Raw genomic sequence first — 21877 nt, 5'->3', positions numbered from 1 at the left:
CTATACGGTTAATGGCAGGGTATTGTCAATTATTTTTGCTAAAAAAGTCTTATAATCCATTTTTTTGTATAAAAGACAACCAAAAAGCCATTATCTATGACAGATAATGGCTTTTTATAAATTAACGATGCAGCTAATAATAAGATTATAGATGCTTGTCTAATACTTTGGCCAGCTCGCCTTTAGGCTGCAGACCCATCACTGAGTCTACTTTTTCGCCGTCTTTAAAGACAAATAGCGTTGGAATGTTGCGAATACCAAAACGGCTCGCCGCTTGTGGGTTATTATCAACATCCACCTTAACGATTTTGACTTTGCCTTCGTATTCGCTTGCCAAGTCTTCTAAGATAGGGGCGATCGCTTTACAAGGACCGCACCAAGTAGCCCAAAAATCAACAAGTACAGGGACGTCGGCTTGCAATACATCTTGGTCAAAATTGGCATCGGTAGTGTTTACGATTAGGTCTGACATAATATTCTCTCTTATTTTATTATCGGTAAAATCATCTAAGATGGTGATTAAGTAATCAGTAGAGTGATGACTTGTAATATGTAATAGGCTAGTTATATTAGCATGTTTGCACATTCTTGACAGACACAAGTAGGTTGAATTGGCTAACAATTACTATTGATACAATAAATCGAAACACAAAAGTACAGGTTGTATGCTGTCTGTCACGCATTGCCTTATCTTTTATCTTAATTCTCAAATATCATGTACTTTATATTATCTTTAATCTCTCAATACAAGTAACTGACCTTTATGTTTTTCTCTGATGCTAGTATCGCTGCGCTTAATGCGCAAGAAATCGCCTATCCGCCTGAATTTTTTCAACAGTTTGCCAAGGACGTTACTGTCTATGAGGACGATGATATTTGGGTAGTGGACAAGCCCGCTGGACTATTGAGTGTCGATGGTAAGACATTAAAGGTAAGTTTGCTTGCCAGACTTGAGCGCGCCAATCCTGCGGTAAAGCTCATTCATAGACTAGATATGGATACCTCAGGTCTACTGATATTTGCCAAAAACGCGGCTGCGCAGACGCATATTGGTAAGCAGTTTATTGAGCGCTTACCGCAAAAAAAGTATCAAGCTAGGGTGTTTGGCAAGTGGCAAGAGGTCGGTGCAAAAGGCGAGATATCAGCGCCTGTTCGCTATGAGCCAACGCTCAAGCCGCGCCATATCGTCGATCGTGACTGGCCAAAACATGCGCTAACCCTATATGAGGTGTTGGATTTTGAGGTATGTCAGGGGCAGACAGTCACTCGAGTCGCACTCAAACCCGTGACAGGTCGCAGTCATCAGTTGCGCGTGCATATGGTGCATGTCGGTCACGTCATTATCGGTGATCCTATCTATGCCGAAGGCTCAGCACTAACTGTTGCGCCAAGGCTCAATCTTCATGCCGAGCATCTGCGCCTAAAGCATCCTGTCCTAGGCGCTTGGATGGATTGGGAGAGTCCAAGTCCTTTTTAAAGTGTTGCATGCAGATACTTTTTATCTGTAATCACACAGACTATACCAAAAATACTATGCCAAAAATAACAATAAGGTTTAAATGATGACAGCGATATTTAAAAGAATTAAAAATCAAAAGAAAACACCGCTAGCAGCAGATTATGATGTACTGATCATTGGCGCTGGCATTGCAGGTATCGATATGGCTTGCCGCTTACAGCAAGCAAAAAATAAACCCCTGTTTCGCCCAAAGTCTACAAAAAAGAGCAAGCAGCAAGCAAAAGTAACACAGCGCTTTATAGTGTTAGAAAAGCGCGCTGATCTAGGCGGGACGTGGGATTTATTTACTTACCCAGGTGTCCGCTCCGACTCTGATGCGCTAACCTTTGGCTATAGTTTTCGGCCTTGGCTGGATCATAGAGTACTGGCTAAGGGCCGTGATATTAAAGCGTATCTAGCCAGAACGGCACGCGAGTTCAATGTCACCGAGCACATCCGCTATCAACACGAGGTCAGACAACTATCTTGGTCAAGTGAGGATCAACTGTGGTCTGTCGTCATTAAGAACCATGTGGACGGTAACGTATTTACCCTGAGCGCAAAGTTCGTCGTCGGCGCCACAGGCTACTATGATTATGAGCAGGGATATCGACCACACTTCAAAAACGAAGAGGACTTTAAAGGTCAAATCGTACATCCGCAGCACTGGCAAGATACTGATTATGACGATAAGAAAATCGTTATCATCGGTAGCGGGGCGACGGCGATAACGTTGCTACCTGCGCTAGTCGATGAAAATAGTGAGCAAAGCGCGCGTCATGTCACTATGCTGCAGCGCTCGCCAACTTATGTGGCAAGTGTATCAGGGGATGATCATGGTATTGATTGGCTATCTGGTAGATTCTCACCGCTCTCAAAGGAGCAAGCTTATAGAGTACTGCGCACGCGTAATATCGTCAGGCAGCGCAGCCTATATGAGCTGGCTATTCGCGCGCCTGAATTTATGAAATCACTGCTAAAAAAGGGCGCGCAAAAAGAGCTAGAAGGTAGCGATGTCGATATTGCGCATTTTATGCCCAAATATAATCCGTGGGATGAGCGCCTATGTGCGGTGCCAGATGGTGACCTGTTTCAAGCGCTGCGCCGTGATAGCGCCACTATCGTCACCGACCAAATCAGCCACTTTACCCAGACAGGTATTGCACTGCTATCAGGTGAGCACTTAGATGCTGATATTATCATTACAGCAACAGGACTAAATCTACAAGTATTGGGCGGGGCGGCGCTATATATCGATGGGCAAGTGGTCGATGTCGGCTCGCGCATGACGTACAAAGCGGTGATGTTAGAGGGGATACCCAATATGGCAGTGATGTTCGGCTATACCAATGCGTCGTGGACGCTTAAGATAGATTTGGCCTGCCAGTATGTTATTAGGCTGCTCAGTTATATGAATCGTCATCGCTATCAAGTCGTCTGTGCTCAGGCAGATAGCAAAGTAAAAATACAGCCTGATACCGTACTGGGCTCTCTCTCGGCAGGCTACGTCAAGCGCGCCAAAGATAAGCTACCCAAACAAGGGAATCGTTATCCTTGGCGCGTGACTAATAATTATGTAACCGATCGGGTGATGCTAAAATATCGTCGTATCAAGGATGACTGGTTGCACTTTAATCGCTAATATTCTTCGATAAAATCAGCGACTTGTTTACTCAAAATTTGCCACAGCATCTTTTGTGCGCTCTCGCTGCCCCAAGCGTTATGCGGGCTAAAGATCACGCGTGGGTGCTCGCTTAGACCTAGTAGCGGATCATTATCGGCGATAGGCTCCTCTTCGAACACATCGCTTGCATAACCGATAATTTGCTCATTATTAATGGCAGTAGCGAGGGCCTGACTGTCGACAATACCGCCGCGCGCTACATTAACGAGTAGGGGCTTGCGGGTCATTTTTGTGAGTGTATCTGCATTGATCAAATGCTGGGTATCTTCGTTTAATGGACAATGCAAACTAATTACATCAGCTCTAGCTAAAACGTCATCAAAAGCCGTATATTCCTGACTTCGAAGCGTGCGCCCTTGATGCTCAGCCCACAGCACGGTCATCCCAAAGGCGCGAGCAATCTCACTCACGCGTTTGCCAATAGTACCAACGCCAATGATACCTAGTGTTTTGTCTTCTAAATCGATAAGCGGTATATCGAGCAGACAAAAATTACCGTCATCACGCCATGTGCCATCAGCGACTTTTTGATGATAATGAAGACTTGCACGCATAGCGTTTAGCATCAGCATAAAGGTGTGTTCAGGCACGCTTTTGACTGCGTAACCAGCGACATTATAAAGCGTCACGTTATGGGTATCACAAGCGTCTTGATCGACGTTATTCATACCCGTAGCCGTCAGTTGAATGAGCTTTAGGTGAGATAAACGACTAATAACCTCAGCATTGATTTGCACCTTGTTGGTTAAGATAATGTCCGCATCTTGGCAGCGCTCAATGATGATAGAGGCGTCCGCTGGCGTATCGTCATAAGTAATATAGTCGCTGACGCCTGTCGGTGCGGGCAAGTCTATACCTTCAGAGAAGGTACCTTTGTCTAAAAAAACAGCTTTCATACAGGTTCCTTATTTATTATTAATTTATCGTTATTAAGCTTGGTTTAGTAGGTCTTAATGTAGCATGGCTGACATAAAACGAAAAATTCAAAATAGTATAGCTATAGAGATTTTATAGTAGTAGATTGTCTAAAAAGCTATTTAACCGACCAGTAATACTCCTTATAGATATGCTCTTGAAAACGCAATACTGCGCACTCATCTAGCCGCTAACGCTATATAATGATGAGCCATTTTGACACAAGCAAATATGTCATTTTTTACCTTATAAGTCTTGTTCGCAAAAATAGCCGCCATCATCTACTATTTATTACTCAAGTACAAAAGATACCGCCTTATGACTATGACGACCGCTGCATTACACAGTACCGAATTTGCCGTTGGCCAACGCTACCTATCTGATACCGAGTCTGAGCTTGGGTTAGGGGTGGTCATCGACCTCGATGATCGCTGCGTGCATATCTTGTTTCCACAAAGCGAGGAGACGCGCGTCTATGCCAAAAACTCTGCACCGCTATCGCGCGTGGTGTTTAAAGTCGGCGATAGTATCTGCGATCAAGACGGCAAAACCTATACGGTAAATCGTGTGGATGAAGTGATGGGCGTGCTCAAATATGGTGTTGAGGATAATAGCGAGGGCGCAATCAAGCCTATTATGGAAACCCGTCTTGCCGCCAATATCACTCTTGCTAAGCCCCTTGAGCGTCTGCTCGCAGGGCGCATTGAGCGCGGAGATTGGTACGAGCTGCGCCAAGATATTTTGCGTATGCAAGCGGCGCTGGCAGGTCACCCGCTCAAAGGCTTGATGGGGGCGCGCGTCGACATTATTGAGCATCAGCTCTACATCGCGCACGAAGTCGGCAAACGTATCGCGCCGCGTGTCCTGCTCGCTGATGAGGTGGGACTGGGTAAAACCATTGAAGCGGGACTCATCATCCATCAGCAGCTGCTCACAGGAAAAGCTGAGCGCGTGCTCATCCTTGTGCCTGATAGTTTGCAGTATCAGTGGATGATTGAGCTGCGCCGCCGCTTTAACTTGAACTTTGCGCTGTTTGATTTGGTGCGTACGGCGGCGATTAAAGAGCATGACCCTGAGCAAAACGTCTTTGCCACCGAGCAATGTATTATCGCGGGTATGGATCTACTCCTTGACCATCCTGATCTGTACGATCAAGCAATGGAAGCTGGGTTTGACCTATTGGTCGTTGATGAGGCGCATCACTTGCACTGGGACGAGACGCAGGGTGGCAATGAAAAATACGACCTAATCGCAGATTTCGCCGAAGAGACGCCTGGGGTGATGTTACTCACCGCCACGCCTGAGCAATTGGGCGCGCAGAGTCACTTTGCCCGTTTGCGTCTGCTTGATCCTGATCGTTTCGATGATTTAGATGAGTTTATCGCAAGTCAAAGCGCTTTTGCTCAAACAGCTGCCGTTGCTGGCGTGCTCATAGAAGATAAGCCGCTAAGTGATAATCAAATTACTGCGCTGAGTCAGTTATTAGATATCAGTCTCGATGAGCTTGCGCCTATTAACGACGATGATAAGCTGCGCACGCACGCACTAAATGAGCTATTAGATCGTCACGGTACAGGGCGTATTTTGTTTCGCAATACTCGTGAAAGCGTTAAAGGCTTTCATGGTCGTAGCAGCCAAGCACATCCGCTGCCACTGCCTGAGGCTTGGGTGGATAGCTACCAGACGACTGGTAAGTTACGTGAGCAGCTGTGGGGCGAGGAAAATCAGCCCGATGGCGGCTGGCTTGAGGATGATCCGCGTGTGCCGTGGCTTATTGATATTTTAAAAGGTGCGCTCAAACAACAAAAAGTGCTCCTTATCGCCCGTAGCGGTGCTACCGTCGAGAGCTTAGAGGCCGTATTGCGCCTGCATGCCGGTATCAAGACGGCTATCTTTACTGAGCAGATGACGCTACTTGAGCGCGATCAAGCCGCTGCCTTCTTCGCTGATAGCGAGGGCGCGCAGATACTCCTGTGCTCTGAGATTGGCTCCGAGGGACGTAACTTTCAGTTTGCAAGTGATTTGATCTTATGGGACTTACCCGCCAATCCAGATACGCTCGAGCAGCGCATTGGTCGCTTGGATCGTATTGGACAAACACAGCAAATCATGCTGCATATCCCTTATGTAGAGGGCACCGCGCAAGAGCGTTTGTATCAGTGGTATAACGACGCGCTCAATATGTTTAGCCAGATATCACCGACAGCACAAAGCGTACAAGAGCAATATATAGCTCAGCTTAAACCGCTGTTAGAAGGGGCGGATACTGCGGACAACCGCGCCAGACTGCAAACGCTTATTACCGATGCTAAGCAGCTGCGCCTGGGACTTGAGGCGCAATTACAGGCGGGTCGTGATCGCTTGCTTGAGTACAACTCGTGCCGTCCTCGTGTTGCTGGGCGTATCGCAAGTGCCATGCATGAGTTTGATGGGCATAATCTATTGCCGCAATTTATCGAGCGCTTCTTTGCCTCAGCTAATATCGATCATAATATTCAGCGCGATGGCTCGTGGGTGATTGCGCCTATCGATAGCACTGAGATCAGTGACTATATCGATGGTCTACCGCTTGGTGATGAAGACGGTATGAGCTTGACCTTTGAGCGTGAGCAGGCGCTTGTGCGTGAAGATATCGAATTTATCACTCATGAGCATCCACTCATGCAAGCCATCTATGAACTGGCGAGCACCAGCACCTTTGGTAATACCACGGTTGCGATGCTAAAAAGCAATGCTATGCCGCAAGGTATGGTAATGCTGGAGGTTAACTTTCGCGTAGAGGCGATTGCGCCCAAACTATTGAACTTGCCGGCGACATTGACCACGCAAAACATTCGCGTATTTATCAGTGAACAAGGCAGTGATCTATCCGCGCGTATCAGTAGTGATATGATCATGCCGCATATTGAGCGTTTGGACAAAAACCGCGCCCGCCAAGTCATCAAGGTACGCGGCGATATCATTGAGCAGCGCTATTATGAAGCTGAAGAGATTGCACGTAATCAGCTCGGGGAGATCGGCGCGCAGGCAAGTGCACGTTTTAGCCAGCAGTGGACGCGTGAGATCAAACGCCTAAAACACCTACAAACCATCAATCCAAATGTGCGACCAAGCGAAATCGAGCGCCTAGAGCAACTCCAAGCGCAAGGTGAGCAAGCACTGGCAAACTTGTCTTTGGTGCCTGATTCTATTCGCGTACTAGTCGCAGTCAAACCTTAAGTAGAAGATAGAGAATATTAAAAACGATACTATTGTTACCAAAATAAGAACACGGCCTAGTCAGGTTTATACTAATGACTAGTCTTTTAGTCGGTGGTCAAATCCATTAGTATTGGTTACTATACTTGGTTTTGGCGGACTAGCAGTAGGTAGTGCTGGCGTCGCAGTATTCTCGAAGGCCGATAGTGGTCAGCAGAAAAAAAGGAAATGTATCGTCATGCCTGATCATGCAAAACTTATAGATGAGTTGCTAGAGACTGTCGCCTTAACTGAGGTCAGTCCTGATGTATTTGAAGGTAAAAGCCACGATTATGTTGGCTCTCGTATCTTTGGCGGGCAAGTGCTCGCGCAGGCGATTATGGCGGCCGCGCATACCTTAGGCGAAGACAAGCCTTGTCACTCATTGCATGGGTATTTTTTGCGTGGCGGTGATATCAATCAGTCGGTCATCTATCAAGTGCGCCGTCTGCGTGATGGTCGCAGTCTATCTGCGCGTGAAGTCACCGCTATTCAGTACAAAGAGGTCAAAGGCCGTGCGCCTGTTGAGCAAGTTATCTTTTCGATGATTGCCTCGTTCTCACCGATGGAGGGAGGGCTTGAGTATCAAGAGGATATGCCTGTGTATCCGCCGCCTGAGGATTTGCTCTCGGAGCAAGATCTCAAAGAAGAATACGTCGGCAAAGTGCCAGAGGCGCTCAAAGCGCGTTTTATGCGTCGTCGTCATGTCGAGATCAAACAAGTCAAACCGCGTGATCCTATCAACCCTGAACCGTCCAAACCCAAACAAGCAAACTGGCTACGTATCCGCGAGCTTGGTAATCAGCCTATTGCGATTCAGCAGGCACTACTCGCATTCTCATCAGATTTTTATCTGGTAGGTACCGGGCTCATGTCGCATGGCGTCAGCTTTATGACTAAAGGCTTGCAAGCGGCTAGTATTGATCACTCCATGCATTTTCACCGTCCGTTTGATCTCAATAATTGGCTGCTTTATGACATGTGGAGTGATACCACCTCTAATGCTAAAGGTCTCAATCACGGTCAGTTCTGGCAAGATGGCAGTCTCGTTGCCACCGTTCAGCAAGAAGGACTCATGCGTTTGCGAGTACCAAAGTCCTAAAGGCTTTATGTATAGTAAATACTAAATACAACAGATAAATTTAATTTTAACGCGCAACTGATATCAATTTTCCTTGCGTGCTGTGTCTACGCTGCTCGATGCTGCGCAATATTAATATCAGTTACGCTGTATTGTTTTTACAATGGACTGACTATACTCAAATAATTTTAGAATGTGGGCTGGATTTTTTAGACTAGCTTAGTCCTCCATAATCTTAATCATAGCGCGTGGTAGTCCGAGATTATCTTGCGCTTTTTGTTTATCTAGCCACTTAAAGTCTATATTTGCTGCACTAAGTTTATCGTTTAAATCGATGATTTGCGTCAGGTTGATGTCAAGTTTTTGCGGCTGTAAATACCAGTGAAAATGGGTCAAAGAGTGTTTAATTGGCGCGTCATCTAATAAGGTATTACTCACTGATTGCGCTGCTAAGTCATTCTCTGCTAGCCATTCATTAACAATTTGCTCGGCGGTAGTAAACTCACTCTCATATAATTTTTCATTGCGGCGTACATCTATTTTTGGCGATTGATCTTCTAACGACTTAGCTAAGTTGCTAGCCTCAACCTTCTCTACAAACTGTAGCGGTAAGCTCCACAGTCCGCCCCAAATCCCATTATCAGGGCGTTGTAGCCATAATATCTCGCCATTCTCGTTTTTAACCAATAACGCATTACTAAACTTGCTGGGTTTGGGCTTTTTTTTGGCTTTGACCGGATAATCCGTTTCGCGACCTTGAGCGTGCGCGATACAGTCCGTCTTTAACGGGCATAACGAGCAAGCAGGACTACGGCGCACGCATAACGTTGCGCCCATATCCATCATCGCTTGCGCAAAAAGACCTGACTGCTCCTTTGGGGTTAAGCGCTCTGCCAATGCCCACAGCTCTTTGGTCGTGGCGGATTTGGTAATATCACCTTCTATACCAGCCCAGCGCGTCAGTACCCGTTTGACATTACCATCACAGATCACGCCATATTTATGGAGTCCCATTGCCATAATCGCGCCAGCTGTTGACGGACCAACGCCTGATATTGCCTCCCAACCCTCTAGAGTTTGCGGATAACTGCCAGTCTCATCGATAACCTCAACCAATTGCTTCGCGCCTTTGTGCAAGTTGCGCGCGCGAGCGTAATAACCCATACCTGCCCAATGCTCAGCGATCACCTCCCAGTCCGCTGCCGCTAAATCATGTACTGTCGGAAACGAGTCCATAAAACGTGCAAAGTAGGGCAGGACGGTCTTCACCTGCGTTTGCTGAAGCATGACTTCAGATAACCAAACGATATAAGGATTGGGCGTGTCGGTTTGATGCTGTTGCCAAGGTAAGTCGTGGCGACCGCTGGTTTCGAACCAGTTTAGAAGGTGCGGGGCGAAGGTGCTTAGAGCGGTATCAGACTGAGAGAAGGGAGTAGGCAAGCGTATTCCTTATGAATTAAAATAATATTTTGTAGGTGATGACTAAGGTCATTTATGGGGTGTAATGAGAGTTGATGCAAGGAGGTAATGAGTGTTCATTAGTGCGCTGGCCATACTCTACATAAGCCAATCTCAGAAGCATAAAAAAGATTTAAAGCAGCAAAAAATACCTACTATCAGTAACGAACAGATAGGTAATATAAGACAAGATATAAATGACTTCGATAGGTGACCTATAAGCATTTAAATCCTTTTAACAAAGTCGGTAAAGTATTTAATGTAGTAAAAATGACTTTGTAGTGACTAATAAATTTAGTCTGCCCAGCTCAAACATTTATCTCCGTTTCTAATGAGATAAGCTTTAATTTGAAAATTATAGTATTTAGCGTATAAATCTGCCAAGATGTTGAATTGATGCTGCTTATAATTTTCATATCCATGTGTAGTTCCTATTATTGGAACAATATCGTCATCGCTAACGCATCCTCGCTTTATTTCGGGAGTGTAGGGACCACCACTGTAAGTGGCATAAACGTGTAAATTACCCTTTGAAATCGCTTTCAGAGCATCAGCTGTAGGATCTGCACTGTACAGATAATCCGAACTAAATGGTTGTTTAACTTCACTGCTACAAGCAACTGCTAAGCAAAAGAACAAAAACAGTATAATTGATTTAATTACCAAAACTTCCTCCATGCTCTGCGTTTGGATGACGAACAATAGAATTTTTGTATAATTGCCTCATAATAGTATTTTGATGGACTATTGATAAATGGTTGTAGAAAAGTTTACCGTGAGTGCTATAATTCTTTATATGTCCAAGTTCATGTGCAAGAACCTCTGTTAAGTTAGGTTTATAGACACCTTTACCATCCGCACGATCTGCACGTACAAAGTAAGGATCTTCATCCTGCATATTAATCTCTACATCCATAATAACCTTATCAACCCTCTCTGTTTGTTTCCAAATTGCCCACCATTCAGGTTCGTTGATAATTTCAGATGTCATTTTAGGTATAGTTTGACCAAATACACCATTACCCTTTCCTAAGGTAACGCCAAGAATTCTATCGTCATTCTGTATCACTGATACTATGTACTGGCCATGAGAGGTAGATATAATTTCATCAAAGGCTTTTTGTAAGTCTTTATCTCCTCCAAGGTAAAATTTAGTTGTATCTAATTTACTTTTACCTGTATTAGGACCTGCCCAAAGTCCACCGTCTTCCAATGCTTGTTTAGTAGATACTTCGACCCAAATCAATAAATCATCATCAGATATAACTGTCTCAGAGCTTTCATCAGGAGCTGTAAAGCTTGCAAACACCGCCTCAGGATCTGACTTAGGAAAAACCAAAGGTGCTGGTTGTTCAAACATTGGCGCAGGCTGCTCAACGCCCATTACCTCAAAGTCCGACTCCACAAATGAGTGCTGAATAGCGATGAGGGTAGCACCGCAACTTGTCACATCACCGCCGCGTGCGATCGGTGCGCCGTCTACAATAAAAGTAGGGTCGCCCGTGAGGATAGTAGTGAGTTTTTTGCACTTTTTACAGACGACTTTATCGCCTTTACGTGAGACTTGAACGCCGTTGTGAGTCGTATGTGGGGATCCAGTAATGACTTCGCCGCCGTGCGTAGTGGTTGCGCCTACTGTGATATAAGCTGCCATAATGTTATCCTAAAGAATGGTCTTAAGAGTTAATTCATTAAATGGACTTGCATAAAATATTGCTTAGAGACTCAATAGTTAATCAGAATAGTAAACAAATATCAATTATATTTTGAGTAAGGTAATTGCGCTAAAGGAGGGAGTGCACGCTACATTTACGGTCGATAGTGAAAAAATCGTGATGTCACCGCTAGCCCCGATTGACGCGGATATACTGACGGTTTGAGTGAGTTGCAATAGCTAGGTTTTGAGGGGGCTACGCGGAGCAAGAGACACATCAAACCTAAGCTAGTGCCTCAATCAGACTGACAGATAGAAGCGAAAAGCGGGAGTGGCTACTTTGTCGAAATGACCCTTTAAAGCTACTTCCGATTCTTCCTTGCCCGCTTTTTACGCAAGCGTTTTTCTTCTAGTTTGGCTTCTTTTTTCGCTTCTGCTTGTGCGCGTAACTCCTCTACCAATAATAGCTCCGCCTCGCGCATTTTGGGTGTTTCAAGCGTAATATGGCCTAGCGTACCACTGCGCAGCTCATTGACCAAAATCTCAGACATACGGTAAGTATCAACGATGCCGCCTTTTTTTAGTAGACCTCGGTTGTGTCCTGCAACCTCAAAAAACTCCCAATCGGTTTGCGGTAAATCCTCAATCTTATAGCGCTCTTTGAGCAGATCAGGATAGGCTTCAAGCAAATACTCAGCGGTGTAACCTGCCACATCAGCGAAGTCAAATGCGGTGTCTTTGATGCCGCCTGTAGCTGCCAAGCGATAGCCTGAATTTGGGTTTTCAATCTTTGGCCAGAGCATGCCGGGCGTATCATAGAGCATGATGTCGTCATCGATTTTGATCAGCTGCTGCGACTTGGTAACGGCAGGTTCATCGCCCGTTTTGGCAATGCTGCGCCCCGCAAGAGCGTTAATCAGTGTCGATTTACCCACGTTGGGTATGCCCATGATCAGCACTTTGATTTGTCTGCCCGTGCCTGCTTTATTGGGCATTAATTGCTTACATAGCTGTACGATGCGTTTGACTTCGCTAGATTTGTTGTCGTCACAAGCGATGGCTTTGACTTGATCTTGACTCTCTAAATATTCAATCCATGCCTGCGTCTGATTGGGGTCGGCAAGATCGGCTTTATTCAGGATTTTGATGACCGGTTTTTGTCCGCGCAGCGCTGCCACCATGGGATTTTCGCTACTGTAGGGAATGCGCGCGTCGATGACCTCGATGACCACATCAATCTCTGGCATGATCTCTTTGATCTCGTTACGGGCTTTGTTCATGTGTCCTGGGAACCACTGAATGCTTGGGTTATTCATCGAGACAACAGCCTTGTAGTTAATATTTTTAAAGACGTTTAGTTTACTACATCACGCACATCATGTTGCTCTAAATCAAGGCTCTGGAGTATTCTCGGCTTCCTCAGGTGGCAACGGTGCAAGATAACCGATAAGCAGTATCAAACTGCCTGCGCCGATAAAAGAGATGACGCGCCAAATCGCCTCGGTTTGTGACAAATCGACGAGGACGAGTTTGAGCACCACGACACCCAACAAGCCGATACCCATAAACCAAAGCGTACGATGCCAGCCGCGACTGGCGATAATAGTGGCAAGTAGGGCAAGGAGCGTCCAAATAATGGTCAAGCCCGTCTGTACTTGCTCGCTTTGCCACGCGCCTATAGGCTGATAATCCCAAAGTGGCGTACCGATAAAGGCGTGTAGCGTTCTGATAAGCATACTAGAGATGACCCAAAAGCTGATAATCCCCAAAATCATGAGTAACGGTCTGCTGATAAAAGGCGGGCTAGAAGAGTTATCAGCGTTTTGTAGATAATCGTTTTGACTTAAATAATAAGCCAGCCCGCTATAAGCTAAGATGAGCCATAACGTTACATCGTATAAATTAAACAGCGGTACATAAGGCAGATTCCAAATTATCCCATCGTAAGAGAGGTTAGTTATGATGACCCAAAGCAAGGTTAACGGTGCAAATATCGCCGCGCAGCCTATCAAGGCGTCATGCCAATCAAACCAATAAATAGGCGCTACTATTTTATCACCACGGTTTTTACTACTCTGTAAGGCGACTATTATCAGCGCAGTCATCAGACCAATCGGCACTAGTAAAGTGATAACGCCGTGCGAGCTGGGCAGATAATAATGAACAGCAGCGGTTAGTACCAAAATACCGGTACCCAGCCAACTGGCATCATGATAAGACGAGCGTTGAGTGATAGCTGTGCTCTGATGATTATCGGTTGCATCATCATGCCACGTCTTTAACCATAGCTGCCCCGCAACTAGCCAACCTATGAGTAATAAGGCAAAAATGAGCCAATGCGGCGGCGTCCAAACAGTATTAAACTCAAACTTTTGCGGCAGTTGCAAAATAAGCATCGCATAAAACACGATTAGCAGTCCGTGAGTGAGCTGCCTAATCTCTCGCCACCCGTGATAACGGTTGACGAGCCAATAAACGCTCAGGCTAAATAACGCCGAGAGCGCAATGATAGTCGTCGTCGCCAATGACCAGTCGCCAAGCCATTGATCAATATCAAGCATTAATACATAAAGTGCCCAGACAACGGCAGTCAGCGTCAAAAACCGTATCAGTAGCGGACTACGCCACACCAAACTAAAAGCCATGCTTTGGCTATTGATAGTGCTCAGCCACTGACTAGCGGCCTGAGTGCTGATACCGAGCCGCCGCGCGTATGTCGATGCCAAATCAAAACCAGTATCGCTAATCGTATTATCAGCAGTAGGTGTCAAAGGGCTATCCAAAACGGCAGGCGAGTTGCTGGCGCGTAGGATAAACAAGCTGGCTAGATAACTCATAGCCGAGATACTCAGCGCTAAAGTAGGGTAGTCTTGAGATGAAAAAAATAGGTTCGCAATCAGCATGCCGATACTGATGAGCTGCAATAGTAGACCAAACAATACCGACCATGCCCGCAGGGAGCGCCGCCCAAACCATACGAGAGCCAGCCCCTGTACCGACCAGCCAAACGCAATCCACTGCGCATCTAATGCCAGCGGAATCACTAAGGCTAAAAAGCCAAACCCTAATGCTAGCATGCCCTCGGTAATGAGTGCATAACCTTGGCTACGTCGAATAAATAACCAACCTAATACGAGATAAACTGCTGCGAGAATGGCACTGGTAATCGTCAAAGCGCGTTCGATATCACCAAGCAAAGCGGCAAATAATCCAAAGGCTAATAGGGGTACACAGAACAATAATCCCGTATCTATTGGAAACAAATAATTGCCATTGAGGTTGCTGTTATTAATGTTGCTATTATCGGCACGGCTAGAGCTATCGTTATACAGCGCTTTTTTGCTATTGGCGTTATAGTGGATGATTTGCTGCGCGTAGCGGATAACAACAAACAAGTAGAGCAATACATGCAGAGCAACTAGTAGCACCAGTGACCAGCGCTGCGTCTCGATAGTGGTGCTTAAATTCTCACTGATGCCCCAATAGCTAATACCCAAATAGTAGGCCAGCCCAAAGGTCACAATGACGCCAAACAAGTTAAGGGCTTTCCACGTGCGGTAGTGAGCAATGATGGCAATTGTCACGTTGAGCAGTAGATAGTAGCTGAATAAAGTAGTCAGACTACCCGTGTCGTTACTGGTCAAAATAGGCGCAAAAAACCCGCCAGACAAGGCGAGTAGCGCTAACGGAAAGGCGTTTTGACGTACGGCTAACAGGATGGTGATAGCGGATAATAGCCCAAGCCCGATAAAGCTTGGCAAACTTGGCAGCACGAGATAGACGCTATAGGCAAAAAAGGTCGTTAAGTACGCAATAGCCAGCCCTGCGCCTTGTAACGTAATACCATAAGCAAAACGGTTCTTCGCCAGTTTAAGCCCCAATCCTGCTAATCCTAACCCTATCACTCCGATCGCTAGGAGTTTGGACTCAATAGAGATTTCGATATAGTCACTGAGCAAGCGTAGTAGCAGTACCACGCCAACGAGCAGCACCAAAACTCCGACGCGCACGACTAAATTACCACCAAAGAACCAGTTTTTGATCGAATGAAATAAGGAGGTGACAATAGGCAACGATTGCTCGTCTGGGTCTGTAACCTTTGGCGTTTTGATGAAAGTAGGGTCAGTGTGATCGTATTGAGTATCAGGATCAGATAACAGCGCGACTTGTTCGAACAACGCATCAGTTGAAGGCTCATCATTTAAATGATTAGAGTCAGTGGCTGATTGTGAAGGAGATAAAGCAGATTGCGGTAACGGTGGAGGTACGCTAGTAGCACTCAAATTGTTATCAAGGGTAGTACTTGGCGGTAAATGGCCAGCAGTATTTTTTTGCTTATTGAGCTCTATTTGCAGACGCGAGATGTCACCGCGCAATTCAAGCAGTTGCTTATTTAACTTGTTATGCAGCACAACGATGATAAGCAGCAAAATAGTAAAGCCAAACCAACCTAGCATTGCGATTACCTTTTTTGATAATAAACTAATGATGACGCTATTTTAAGATAAACACAACTTGGTAAATTTCCTTGAACTCGTTTATATACAAAATGCTGTGACACATAAAAAAACAGAGCAGGATAACCCTGCTCTGTCTTAAGAAAATAAGACTCTAACAATTCACTTACGACAAATTAGCTTGCATAAAGTCCATCATTTTATCCCAGCTCTCATTCGCCGCTTTTTCGTTATAACCCAAATCGATATCGTTTTTGGCAGCGCGCTCGTCCGCATGTGGGTTGGTAAAACCATGCTTGGCATTGTCATAGACATCGACAGTGTAATCGGTGCCTGCGTTGTCCATCTCTTTTTTAAAGTCCGCTACCGCATCCATAGAGATCATAGAGTCCTCTGCGCCATGAGCGACGAGTACTTTTGCGCTAAAGTTATTGTCAGCAGGTTGCTTGGGTGCCAAATTACCGTGGAAACTAGCAACGGCCTTTAATGGCATGCCTTCGCGCGCCATATCGAGGACGACTTTACCGCCAAAACAAAAGCCAATTGCGCCTAGATTGTTACCATCGACAGCCAATTGATCGCTAAAGTCATTTAAGATCAGGCGGCAACGTGACATAAGCATGTCTTGATCTGCAAGTACTTGCTCCATCCACATATTGGCCATAGCAGCATCGCCTGTCAATTTGCCTTCGCCGTATACATCCATGACCACAGCCGCATAGCCTGCTTTTGCTAAACGCTCAGCTACAGATTTTGGATGATCGACCACGCCCCACCATTCTGGCGCGACCATGATACCTGCAACTGGGTTGTCATCTGTGGCGCTCTCTGGGAGTGCTACATAGCTAATAAGCTCGACGTTGTTTTCGGTAGTACTGATTAACTCAAAAGTCTTAATTGACATTTTATTATCCTTCTTTGTGTTATAACATTTTTAATTAAAAATTATCATTGGTTTGACCCGTACTACCTTAGCGCCCATCTCACTCAAAAACAGCTATAATACTGTAACGCTCTTTATCAAAATGCTACTACAATTTTATGACTATCAATTTACTAAGTAAAAACACTGTGAGCTTACCTGCGCACTCAGAACCCAAGACTGAGATTTTGCGCCCACAGTTTTGGTCAACCTATACGCTTGATGAGCTAAATCACAGCGAATGGGAAGCGCTGTGTGATGGCTGTGGTAGCTGCTGCTTGATTAAGTTTATGGACAATGGCGATGACGAAGAAGAGGTTGAGTATACCGATGTCGCTTGTAAGCTCATGGACTGCGCCACAGGCTACTGTCAGCACTACGCCACACGCCAGCATTATGTGCCTGACTGTATTCAACTCACGCCTGATAAGGTGCCGACGATGATGTGGCTGCCTGAGCACTGCGCGTATAAAAGGCTATATAAAGGGCAGGCGCTACCAGAATGGCATCTACTTCTAACCCGCGATGCGGTCGCAACCCAGCAGCAAATGCGCGCGGCCAACGTGGGCGTAGCAGGGCGCTGCGTATCTGAAACGGGCATCTTGGATGAAGAGATGGAGGATCGCGTGGTAACTTGGGTGACGCCTTAGGTTTTTATTTAGTCTCGTCTAATATTTTAGTTTTAAAGACGATTTTTACTCCTGTGACGCTATCGCCGCCGATTTTGCTTTAGTTTCAGCTTCTATTTGCGTGTCAGCCAGAGGCGGAATAGGAATGCCTTGGCGAATTTGAGCTGAAAAGTCACTATTTTGATCATCTGCTACGCGCTCAATCTGATTATCAAACCCTTGAACTTTGGGATTGATATGAGTGCGCTCATACCAAGTATCCATCGACCAAGGCTGACCACCGTTATCAGGGTTAGCATCGAGCATACCGACATCAAATAGATAGTTGGGCAACCAGCCTGAGACCCAAATGCGATAATCCCACGGCAGACGATCACCACTGACGATACGCGCCATATAAAAGATAATATTGGTGCAGTTACTCACCAAAGTGTTGTACCAAGCAGGCTTGGCATTAAGCTCATCTGCAGCAGTCAAATAAGACTCAAAAAGAGCTTGGACTTCATGTCGTTGCAAATGGCTAATAGGAAACAGATATACCTGCTCGCCGCGCGCATTGCTACGGGTATAGATGATATCACGCTCCTCAGAGGCGATAAGACTCAGCTCATAACGGCGAAAAAAACCTGCCAGCGCTGAGAACGACTCACCCTCTTCTTTACGAATCTCAAATGAAAACGATAGCGGCTTGTCATCCTCAAAGCGAAAACTGACCAAGGTATGGGCGATCAGTGGCCCCATCCAATAAGAGTTGGATACATCGATACCAGATAGTTTAGACATATCGACCACTCGCGTCTCCCAGCGCTCGGTGGCATCGACATCGGTGTGCCAATCAAAGTTACGTACGTTGTAAAAGGTAATAAGGTTAGGGTTATTAATATCACGCTCATAGGTGACCCTTTGGCTCACCTCAGGCATCCAGTCGCGCTCTTGTTTGGGTTCAATAGAAAAAAACCAACTCAGACCGATTATCCATACTACGCCATAGCTAACAGCGAGTAGTCTTCTGGTCTTTTTGGGATCTATAGAGTGCTCGCCAGCTTGATTCGTCACCTTGTTAATGAGCTTTGATAAGTACTTTATCGACAGCAAAGGTATGAGTAAGCCCAAGGTGATAGCAGTTACCATCCAAGTGATTGGATGGTACGCGCCGAACTGATACCAAATTGCGAGCAGTAACCAAACGGCAGATAGGATAAGCGTCAGTGCAATCAAAACCCGTACCAGATAGTGCCACCATCTCAGGTTTGAGCGTCGATTATCCGGCCCCTTATTAGGCGTAGAGCTGTCAGTGGTACGATATGATAATAGACGAGTAAAAAACGAGCGTAGTGACATAAGCGTTGAGTAACTCGGTAAAGGGGTGATGACAATGTGTCTGACACGTTATGAAGTTTATAACACACTGACAATACAATTTGGATAAATTTGTCGTTGAATGTCTGTTAGCCTTACGATAAAGTGAAGCTAATTTCAAAACGTCATTTGTTTACAGTTATACACATAGAATCCTTTACTTCGTTGTAATGACATCCTTTAGGTCCCATTACTAAAGGCTACTAAGTTAGATACGACTTATTTTAAGATCATCAACCAAGAGGTTAAATCACATCACCATGTCTGACGACACACCTAGCCCGAGTAGTTGGTCGATGCGCGGCTTAAAACGCTGGCTATCGACCGCCCCTGAAACCCGTGATGAATTGATCGGTTTGGTTCAACAATCGCGTCAATTCTTAGAGCCTGATACAGTAGATATGTTAGAGGGCGTTTTGGATCTACCTGCCACTCAAGTGCGCGAGATTATGACGCCGCGTCCGCAGGTTGTCGGTCTCCATGAGAGTACGAGTCTGGCTGAGGTGATGGATATCATCCTCGACACTACCCACTCGCGCTATCCGGTGTTCGATAGTCAAGATGATGATGCGGTCATTGGTATATTACTTGCCAAAGATCTAATTCCCATTTTAGTGCATATGCTACGCGACCAAGATGACAAAATCGATAGTAAACGCTTAAAGGACTTAGTGCGCCAGCCGCTATATATCAGCGAAAATGCTCGCTCTGATACCTTGCTGCGCTCCTTACAAAGTACGCAGGTGCATATGGCGATTGTAGTTGATGAGTTTGGCAACTTTGGCGGCGTGGTTACGATGGAGGACTTGTTAGAGGAAATCGTCGGTGACATCGTTGATGAGCACGATGACTTTGATGAAGACAGTGACATCAATAATATCGTCCCTGACCCTGATAAGCCTAATACTTGGCGAGTACAAGCCTCGACTGTGATAGAGGATTGTAACGACGAGCTGGGTACTCAATTTGATGATACTGATGTCGATACGATGGGTGGCCTTGTGATGCAGACTTTGGGCTATGTTGGTGACCTAGAAGGCGAGAGCGTCAAAATAGACGACTGGCAAATCACCATCACCGATGTTGAAGGGCGCTTTATTCAAAATTTAGAGCTGACCAAAGTCGGCGGCGAGCAAAAGATATTGATTGGTAGTCATTGAGCACAATGTTAATAATTAAAAAAACACGATTGCGATCGTGTTTTTTTTGCATTTTAAAAAGTTATGTTACCGCTTATTTGTTGTACGACTGCGCTTATGTCTCTATTGCTTCAATTGAGACATTATCTGCTATGATAGGCGGATTTTATTATCGCCACTTTTTGGGTTTTGGATACTTGTATGCGCTTATCTACCACTGATTTACAAAAACGCTTAAATCCAGTCAAGACTAAAGGGTTGCCGCTTGCATTAGCGCTTATTCTTGCTTGGCTGGCGGGTGCTATGTTTACCTTAGCGCTTGCGCCTTATGGCATCTGGCCACTCGCTGTGGTATCGCCTGCGATTTTGTATGCGCTACTTATGCCGCAGATGAGTGGTCGCCGCGCTTTTATCATCGGCGAAGCGTATGGGATGGGACTGTGGTGCGTGGGAGCGTTTTGGCTGTATACCTCTATCCATGTCTATGGCAACACGCCTATGTGGCTTGCGCTGATATTGATTGCGATTATGGGCCTTGGGATGGGGCTTTTTCATGGGTTCTTAGCGCTGATATTTAACCGATTTGTCGGTCGCCAGCCGTTTTCCTTTGCCGCGCTTTGGATATTACAAGAGTGGCTAAAAACGTGGCTGTTTACTGGTTTTCCTTGGTTATTTGTTGGGTACGCTTTTACCGAGCAGTATTGGCTCTCATCCTTAGCGCCTGTTGGCGGCGTATTTACTGTATCCTTTGTCGCTGTATTACTGGCAGCGAGTATGGTTGAGCTACTGCGTCGCCGCGGTGGTTATATGGTCGCATCGATAGCGCTCTTAATCATTAGTACTTCGCTGTGGCTGATCAATCCGCAGTGGACTAAGCCTAAGGGCACTCCTGATCTATCAGTGTCCTTGATTCAGGGCAATATTCCGCAAGACCTAAAGTGGCTCACTGAGTTTCAGGTAGAGACGCTCAAAATCTATGCGACATTGACGCGCAGCGAGTGGGGACGCGACATTGTTTTGTGGCCTGAGTCCTCCATTCCTATGTTTCAAACAGAAGCGGTGCCCTTTATCAATGAGATGGTCAAGATGGCCAATGAGACCGATACCACTTGGGTTACTGGTATCCCTTACAAAGATGAAGCGGCGTTTGATCCTGCTACGGACGAATACGCCCCCTTTTATAACAGCGTCATTGCATTGGGTAGTGAAGCTGAGGGCATGTACAAAAAGCAGCGCCTAGTGCCGTTTGGCGAGTACATCCCGTTTGAGGGTATGCTCGATATCCTGCCCGATCTGGCAGGTAGCCAAGATATTTTGAGCTATAGCGAGGGTAGCGATCAGCAGGCACCGCTACGCGTACGCGGTCATAATTTAGGCGCCGCTGTGTGTTACGAAGTCGCTTATCCTGATACCACGCGCAAAAATGCTATCGGCACTGACTTTTTATTGACCATTTCTAACGACGCTTGGTTTGGTACCTCAGCAGGACCCTTGCAGCATCTGCAAATGGTGCAGATGCGTGCACTTGAGAATGGACGCTGGTTTATGCGAGCGACCAATACAGGGGTGACGGCTATTATCGATCATAAAGGCCGTATTGTAGAGCGCGCGCCGCAGTTTGAGCGCACCGTATTACGCGGTGATATTCAAGCGCGAGTCGGCAACACGCCGTTTATGCGTTTCGGTCATTATCCTATTTTGATTATTATCGCTATATTACTGTTACTGAGCTACGTAGGCCGTCGCAGCAGTACTCGCACTCAAGCACAACACCCTAGCAAGAGATAACAAGGGTTAGCTTATTACTGCCAAAGACAGTTGCGGGCTAAATTTTTACGAATAAG

General features: G+C 45.9%; 16 protein-coding genes. 7 read left to right on the top strand and 9 right to left on the bottom strand.

The genetic code is table 11. The features are described 5' to 3' along the window. Positions 1 to 145: 145 nt before the first annotated feature. The gene (gene trxA / locus ACTXGE_RS07130; RefSeq protein ID WP_317200085.1) at positions 146 to 472 is read right to left on the bottom strand and encodes a thioredoxin; all 327 of its coding nucleotides are present in this window, start codon (positions 470 to 472) and stop codon (positions 146 to 148) included. Between the two features lie 291 nt (positions 473 to 763). On the opposite strand from trxA, the gene ACTXGE_RS07125 reads away from it, so the two are divergent. After that, positions 764 to 1477, top strand: a complete 714-nt coding sequence (locus tag ACTXGE_RS07125) for an RluA family pseudouridine synthase (protein ID WP_443542767.1) — start codon at positions 764 to 766, stop codon at positions 1475 to 1477. 85 nt (positions 1478 to 1562) lie between these two features. Beyond that, a complete protein-coding gene (locus ACTXGE_RS07120; RefSeq protein WP_443542818.1) occupies positions 1563 to 3140 on the top strand; it encodes a flavin-containing monooxygenase in 1578 nt (525 codons plus the stop codon). Here the strand turns inward: ACTXGE_RS07120 and ACTXGE_RS07115 are convergent. After that, positions 3137 to 4078 (bottom strand): D-2-hydroxyacid dehydrogenase, encoded by a 942-nt coding sequence (locus ACTXGE_RS07115; protein WP_443542769.1) that lies wholly within the window; start codon positions 4076 to 4078, stop codon positions 3137 to 3139. The genes ACTXGE_RS07120 and ACTXGE_RS07115 overlap by 4 nt on opposite strands. Positions 4079 to 4421: 343 nt before the next feature. On the opposite strand from ACTXGE_RS07115, the gene rapA reads away from it, so the two are divergent. Together rapA and ACTXGE_RS07105 are read left to right on the top strand one after the other, a co-directional pair. After that, positions 4422 to 7316, top strand: coding sequence for an RNA polymerase-associated protein RapA (rapA, locus tag ACTXGE_RS07110; RefSeq protein ID WP_435951072.1), 2895 nt, complete (start codon positions 4422 to 4424; stop codon positions 7314 to 7316). A gap of 217 nt (positions 7317 to 7533) precedes the next feature. Beyond that, on the top strand, positions 7534 to 8436 hold the full coding sequence (locus tag ACTXGE_RS07105; protein ID WP_317200088.1) for an acyl-CoA thioesterase: 903 nt from the start codon (positions 7534 to 7536) through the stop codon (positions 8434 to 8436). 198 nt (positions 8437 to 8634) lie between these two features. On the opposite strand, the gene mutY is transcribed toward ACTXGE_RS07105, so the two are convergent. The 6 genes from mutY to ACTXGE_RS07075 form a co-directional block, all read right to left on the bottom strand. Further along, positions 8635 to 9855: an A/G-specific adenine glycosylase gene (gene mutY, locus ACTXGE_RS07100; RefSeq protein WP_443542771.1), complete on the bottom strand. Its 1221-nt coding sequence runs from the start codon at positions 9853 to 9855 to the stop codon at positions 8635 to 8637. Between the two features lie 312 nt (positions 9856 to 10167). Beyond that, positions 10168 to 10539: a hypothetical protein gene (locus ACTXGE_RS07095; RefSeq protein WP_443542773.1), complete on the bottom strand. Its 372-nt coding sequence runs from the start codon at positions 10537 to 10539 to the stop codon at positions 10168 to 10170. Next, positions 10529 to 11527: a PAAR domain-containing protein gene (locus ACTXGE_RS07090; protein ID WP_443542775.1), complete on the bottom strand. Its 999-nt coding sequence runs from the start codon at positions 11525 to 11527 to the stop codon at positions 10529 to 10531. The genes ACTXGE_RS07095 and ACTXGE_RS07090 overlap by 11 nt, the downstream gene beginning before the upstream one ends. Positions 11528 to 11889: 362 nt before the next feature. Then, the gene (gene ylqF / locus ACTXGE_RS07085) at positions 11890 to 12843 is read right to left on the bottom strand and encodes a ribosome biogenesis GTPase YlqF (RefSeq protein WP_443542777.1); all 954 of its coding nucleotides are present in this window, start codon (positions 12841 to 12843) and stop codon (positions 11890 to 11892) included. A gap of 75 nt (positions 12844 to 12918) precedes the next feature. Beyond that, positions 12919 to 15984 (bottom strand): DUF2339 domain-containing protein, encoded by a 3066-nt coding sequence (locus ACTXGE_RS07080; protein ID WP_443542779.1) that lies wholly within the window; start codon positions 15982 to 15984, stop codon positions 12919 to 12921. Between the two features lie 166 nt (positions 15985 to 16150). After that, a complete protein-coding gene (locus tag ACTXGE_RS07075) occupies positions 16151 to 16888 on the bottom strand; it encodes a dienelactone hydrolase family protein (protein ID WP_443542781.1) in 738 nt (245 codons plus the stop codon). A gap of 137 nt (positions 16889 to 17025) precedes the next feature. Here ACTXGE_RS07075 and ACTXGE_RS07070 point away from each other — a divergent pair, with 137 nt between their 5' ends. Then, positions 17026 to 17556 (top strand): YcgN family cysteine cluster protein, encoded by a 531-nt coding sequence (locus ACTXGE_RS07070; protein ID WP_443542783.1) that lies wholly within the window; start codon positions 17026 to 17028, stop codon positions 17554 to 17556. A 45-nt stretch (positions 17557 to 17601) separates the two neighbouring features. On the opposite strand, the gene ACTXGE_RS07065 is transcribed toward ACTXGE_RS07070, so the two are convergent. Beyond that, positions 17602 to 18876 carry an Lnb N-terminal periplasmic domain-containing protein gene (locus ACTXGE_RS07065; RefSeq protein WP_443542785.1) on the bottom strand — a complete coding sequence of 425 codons (1275 nt, stop codon included), beginning with the start codon at positions 18874 to 18876 and terminating at the stop codon, positions 17602 to 17604. Positions 18877 to 19154: 278 nt separating this feature from the next. On the opposite strand from ACTXGE_RS07065, the gene ACTXGE_RS07060 reads away from it, so the two are divergent. Both ACTXGE_RS07060 and lnt read left to right on the top strand, forming a co-directional pair. Beyond that, a complete protein-coding gene (locus tag ACTXGE_RS07060; RefSeq protein WP_317200096.1) occupies positions 19155 to 20054 on the top strand; it encodes a transporter associated domain-containing protein in 900 nt (299 codons plus the stop codon). Positions 20055 to 20234: 180 nt separating this feature from the next. Then, entirely contained in the window at positions 20235 to 21821 is a 1587-nt protein-coding gene (gene lnt / locus ACTXGE_RS07055) for an apolipoprotein N-acyltransferase (RefSeq protein WP_443542788.1), read from the top strand. Positions 21822 to 21877: the final 56 nt, after the last annotated feature.

The sequence above is a fragment of the Psychrobacter sp. T6-4 genome, from assembly GCF_052258425.1.
Classification (GTDB): domain Bacteria; phylum Pseudomonadota; class Gammaproteobacteria; order Pseudomonadales; family Moraxellaceae; genus Psychrobacter.
The sequence above is the reverse complement of the archived record's forward strand: the minus strand, read 5'-3'. Positions and strand labels throughout refer to the sequence as shown.

Coding starts and splice junctions, on each gene's coding strand:
- trxA (WP_317200085.1), bottom strand. CDS start 472: ATGTCAGACCTAATCGTAAACACTACCGATGCCAATTTTGACCAAGAT.
- ACTXGE_RS07125 (WP_443542767.1), top strand. CDS start 764: ATGTTTTTCTCTGATGCTAGTATCGCTGCGCTTAATGCGCAAGAAATC.
- ACTXGE_RS07120 (WP_443542818.1), top strand. CDS start 1,563: ATGACAGCGATATTTAAAAGAATTAAAAATCAAAAGAAAACACCGCTA.
- ACTXGE_RS07115 (WP_443542769.1), bottom strand. CDS start 4,078: ATGAAAGCTGTTTTTTTAGACAAAGGTACCTTCTCTGAAGGTATAGAC.
- rapA (WP_435951072.1), top strand. CDS start 4,422: ATGACGACCGCTGCATTACACAGTACCGAATTTGCCGTTGGCCAACGC.
- ACTXGE_RS07105 (WP_317200088.1), top strand. CDS start 7,534: ATGCCTGATCATGCAAAACTTATAGATGAGTTGCTAGAGACTGTCGCC.
- ACTXGE_RS07090 (WP_443542775.1), bottom strand. CDS start 11,527: ATGGCAGCTTATATCACAGTAGGCGCAACCACTACGCACGGCGGCGAA.
- ylqF (WP_443542777.1), bottom strand. CDS start 12,843: ATGAATAACCCAAGCATTCAGTGGTTCCCAGGACACATGAACAAAGCC.
- ACTXGE_RS07080 (WP_443542779.1), bottom strand. CDS start 15,984: ATGCTAGGTTGGTTTGGCTTTACTATTTTGCTGCTTATCATCGTTGTG.
- ACTXGE_RS07075 (WP_443542781.1), bottom strand. CDS start 16,888: ATGTCAATTAAGACTTTTGAGTTAATCAGTACTACCGAAAACAACGTC.
- ACTXGE_RS07070 (WP_443542783.1), top strand. CDS start 17,026: ATGACTATCAATTTACTAAGTAAAAACACTGTGAGCTTACCTGCGCAC.
- ACTXGE_RS07065 (WP_443542785.1), bottom strand. CDS start 18,876: ATGTCACTACGCTCGTTTTTTACTCGTCTATTATCATATCGTACCACT.
- ACTXGE_RS07060 (WP_317200096.1), top strand. CDS start 19,155: ATGTCTGACGACACACCTAGCCCGAGTAGTTGGTCGATGCGCGGCTTA.
- lnt (WP_443542788.1), top strand. CDS start 20,235: ATGCGCTTATCTACCACTGATTTACAAAAACGCTTAAATCCAGTCAAG.